General features: G+C 73.8%; 3 protein-coding genes. All 3 read right to left on the minus strand.

Translation table 11 applies throughout. From position 1 onward, the window contains the following. Positions 1-781: 781 nt before the first annotated feature. Positions 782-1,177, minus strand: a complete 396-nt coding sequence (kal, locus tag E1300_RS48580; protein ID WP_131764016.1) for a 3-aminobutyryl-CoA ammonia lyase — start codon at positions 1,175-1,177, stop codon at positions 782-784. Further along, positions 1,174-2,025 carry a lysine 5,6-aminomutase subunit beta gene (gene kamE / locus E1300_RS48585; protein ID WP_131764017.1) on the minus strand — a complete coding sequence of 284 codons (852 nt, stop codon included), beginning with the start codon at positions 2,023-2,025 and terminating at the stop codon, positions 1,174-1,176. The genes kal and kamE overlap by 4 nt, the downstream gene beginning before the upstream one ends. Beyond that, the coding region (gene kamD, locus E1300_RS48590; protein ID WP_131764018.1) for a lysine 5,6-aminomutase subunit alpha at positions 2,022-3,357 on the minus strand (1,336 nt) is incomplete at its 5' end. The genes kamD and kamE, both read right to left, overlap by 4 nt.

The following is a 3,357-nucleotide window of genomic DNA, read 5'->3' on the forward strand; positions in this document are numbered from 1 at the left end:
GGCTCAGCCGTCCCGGGCGGGCGCCGGCGGCCGGTTCCGCGGCCCGGGCGCGCTCCGGGAGGGTCTCCTGGGCCAACTCCACACCTCGCTCGTTCGATCCGCTGGCGGGAACGCTACCGGGCCGCGGGGGCCACGGCGACCACGACCCGGTCACGGCGCCCCGGCGCGGGGCGGCGCGGGCGTGCGACGAGGCGTGCGATGGGGCGCGCGGACGCGGTACCGCCGCCCACCATCATCGCGTGCCGGAGCGGATCCGTCCTGGTCGCGAGTGAGCGGAAGCGGGCCCGCACGACGCACGTGAGAGGGAATCCGACGCACGTGTGGGGGAATCCGGCGCGCGCGGGCCGGGGGGCGGCAGGGGACACGGAAGAGGGCCCGCGACACCCATCGGGCCGGAGTCGTCCCACAGGCGGTGAGAACGAGGCTCCGTTTTCTACTGGATGTCCGGGCCCTTCCCGGGTCCAAGCCCCCGCGCGATCGGGCGGCTCCGCTCGGGCGCGGCTTCCGGATCACCGCACTGGCTCGGACGGGCGGGGCGTGCTCGCCGTTGCCGTCCCGTCGCGCGCGGTGCCCGGCGGCGGCTCGGGCGGCCGATCGGTGAGTCCCGTGCTGGACTGCTGCAAAACTACCGGCTTCCACGGCCTTGTCAACCGCCGCATGTTCTGCGGCGACTCCATGTTTTCCCAGCTCAGAGCCATGATCGCAGGTCAGTGGCGGTTCACGGGCCGGGCGGGGCCCGCGCGGACGGATCCGCCGGGTGCCGGGCCCGTCCGCCGCCGCCTCAGCCGCCGGGGGCCGGGACGACGACGGTTCCGGTCGCGGTGACCGCGATGATCGGCTCGGCGAGGACCTCCGCGGCCGACTCGCCCTTGCCGGGGCGGCCGCGGCACACCACGCGGGCCTCGAAGTCCAGCGTGCGGCTGCGGGTCCCGACGCGGGTGACCACGGCGGTGGCCTCCAGCACGTCCCCGGCGCGGACGGGGGCGCGGAACTGCACGTCCGAGTAGGAGGCGAACAGGCCCTCGTCGCCGTCGGCGCGGATGCAGACCTCGGTGGCCACGTCCCCGAACAGGCCCAGGACGTAGGCGCCGTCGAGGAGGTCGCCGGCGTAGTGGGCGTGGGCGTAGGGGACGTAGCGGCGGTGGGTGACGGTCAGTCCCTCGCGGGGGTCGCTCATCGGCCGTCCTCTCCGGGCTCGGGGTCCTCGCCGCCGCTCTCGGGGACGGACCCGCCGGGCAGCAGCGCGTGGACGAGGTAGCTCGCGACCTCCGCGGGCGTGGTGCCCCGGCCGAAGATCCGGTCGACGCCGAGGTCCTCCTCGGTGACGGTGTCGAAGCGGGGGCCGCCCGCGACCAGCAGCGGCCGTCCCATCCCGGCGGCCACGGCGGTCGGGTACTCGGCGTGGAACGCGGCCGCCATCTGCTTGGTGTTGTGCAGGTGGGCGTTCTTCTGCGTGACGACCTGGGAGACCAGGACGGCGTCGGCGTCCTCGGCCTTCGCGCGCTCGACCAGCTCGGCGACGGTCACCTGGGCGCCCATGTTCACGACGTGGATCTCGCGGTAGTACTCCAGGCCCTTCTCGCCCGCGAACCCCTTGACGTTGAGGATCGCGTCGATCCCGACGGTGTGGGCGTCGGTGCCGATGCAGGCGCCGACCACGACCAGCCGCCGGTTCAGCGCGCGGCGGATGGCGAGGTTGACCTCCGTGGCGGTCAGCAGCGGGTACTCTCGGCCCTCGGGGACGGGGATCGACGCGTAGTCGATCAGGTGCCCGACGCGCCCGTACACGATGAAGAAGGTGAAGTCGGGGCCCATCGGCTTGGCGTGGACGACGCTCGCGGGGTCCAGGCCCATCTTCCCGGCGAGCTGGAGCGCGGCGGCGTCGGCGCGCGGCCCCGCCGGGACCGGCAGGGTGAACGACATCTGCACCATCCCGTCGCCGGTGGTGTCGCCGTAGGGGCGGATCACCTGCCGGGTGTCGGCGGGCTGGGCCGGGGCCTGCGCGCCAGGCGACTCGACCGTCATGCGGGCACCTCCTGCTCGGCGTGGGCGGCGTGCGGGTCCTCGGCGTCGAGGATCTCGATGGCGGGGTTGCAGTACCCGTCGGCGCGGGCGACGACGCCGTCCAGGCCCTTGCCGGCGTCGGGCGGGCGGCGCGTCACCCCGAAGGTGCCCTCGGCGATCGCGGTGAGGAGCCCGTCGCCCTCGACGCGCTCCAGCAGCTCCACCGCCTCCGACAGCACCTGCTTGGCGCGCTGGACGAGCATGCCGTCCGGGCGGGGCCGGAAGTCCTCGGCTAGCCCGGCGCAGGCGTCGCGGACGTAGCGGACGTTCTCCAGCGCCAGGTCGCGGTCCGACAGCCAGGGGGTGTGGATGCCCTCGGTCATCATCCCGATCAGGATGATCGACTGCCCGGTCATCACCCCGGCGAGGTTGAAGAAGGCGTCCAGCAGGTAGCCCTGGAAGATGTTGCCGGTCATGTGCTTGGTCGGCGGCATGTACTTCAGCGGCGCGTCCGGGAACAGCTCGCGGACGAGCTGCGCGTGCGCGAGCTCCAGCCGGAACGACCCGGGGACCGCCGGGTTGATCTCGAAGGCGTGGCCGAGGCCGAGCTGCGCGTCGGACAGGCCCGCCTCGTGCCCGAACCGCTCGTTCAGCAGCTGGCTGACGATCACGGTGTGCGCGGCGTCGACCGCGTCGGCGGTGGTGAGGTAGTTGTCCTCGCCGGTGTTGATCACGATGCCGGCGCGGGCGTGGATCTGCCGGGAGAAGCGCTGGTCGATGAACGTCCGGCGCGGGTTGATGTCGCGGAAGATGATCCCGTACATGCAGTCGTTGAGCATCATGTCCAGGCGCTCCAGCCCGGCGAGCGTCGCGATCTCCGGCATGCACAGCCCGGAGGCGTAGTTGGTGAGCCGCACGTACCGGCCGAGCTCGCGCGACACCTCGTCCAGCGCCGCGCGCATCAGCCGGAAGTTCTCCTGGGTGGCGTAGGTGCCGGCGTAGCCCTCGCGGGTCGCGCCCTCGGGGACGAAGTCCAGCAGCGACTGGCCGGTCGAGCGGATCACCGCGACGACGTCGGCGCCCTCCCGCGCGGCGGCCTGCGCCTGCGGGATGTCCTCGCAGATGTCGCCGGTCGCGACGATCAGGTAGATCAGCGGGCGGCCCTCGCCGGCGCCGGGCACCGGGAGCCGCTCCAGCATCGCGTCGCGCTCGGCGCGGCGGCGGTCGACGCGGCCGATCCCGGCGCGGGCGGCCTCGCGGCGGCGCTGCGCGGCCGCGAGGGCATCGCCTTCACCGGCACCGCCCTCGCCATCGCGGCCACCACGATCACCCTGTTCGGCAACCTGTGGCCGG

The sequence above is a fragment of the Actinomadura fibrosa genome, from assembly GCF_900659615.1.
Lineage (GTDB): Bacteria > Actinomycetota > Actinomycetes > Streptosporangiales > Streptosporangiaceae > Spirillospora > Spirillospora fibrosa.

What these genes read in the sequence shown, in the direction of transcription:
- kal (WP_131764016.1), bottom strand. Translation starts at nt 1,177, where the DNA reads ATGAGCGACCCCCGCGAGGGACTGACCGTCACCCACCGCCGCTACGTC.
- kamE (WP_131764017.1), bottom strand. Translation starts at nt 2,025, where the DNA reads ATGACGGTCGAGTCGCCTGGCGCGCAGGCCCCGGCCCAGCCCGCCGAC.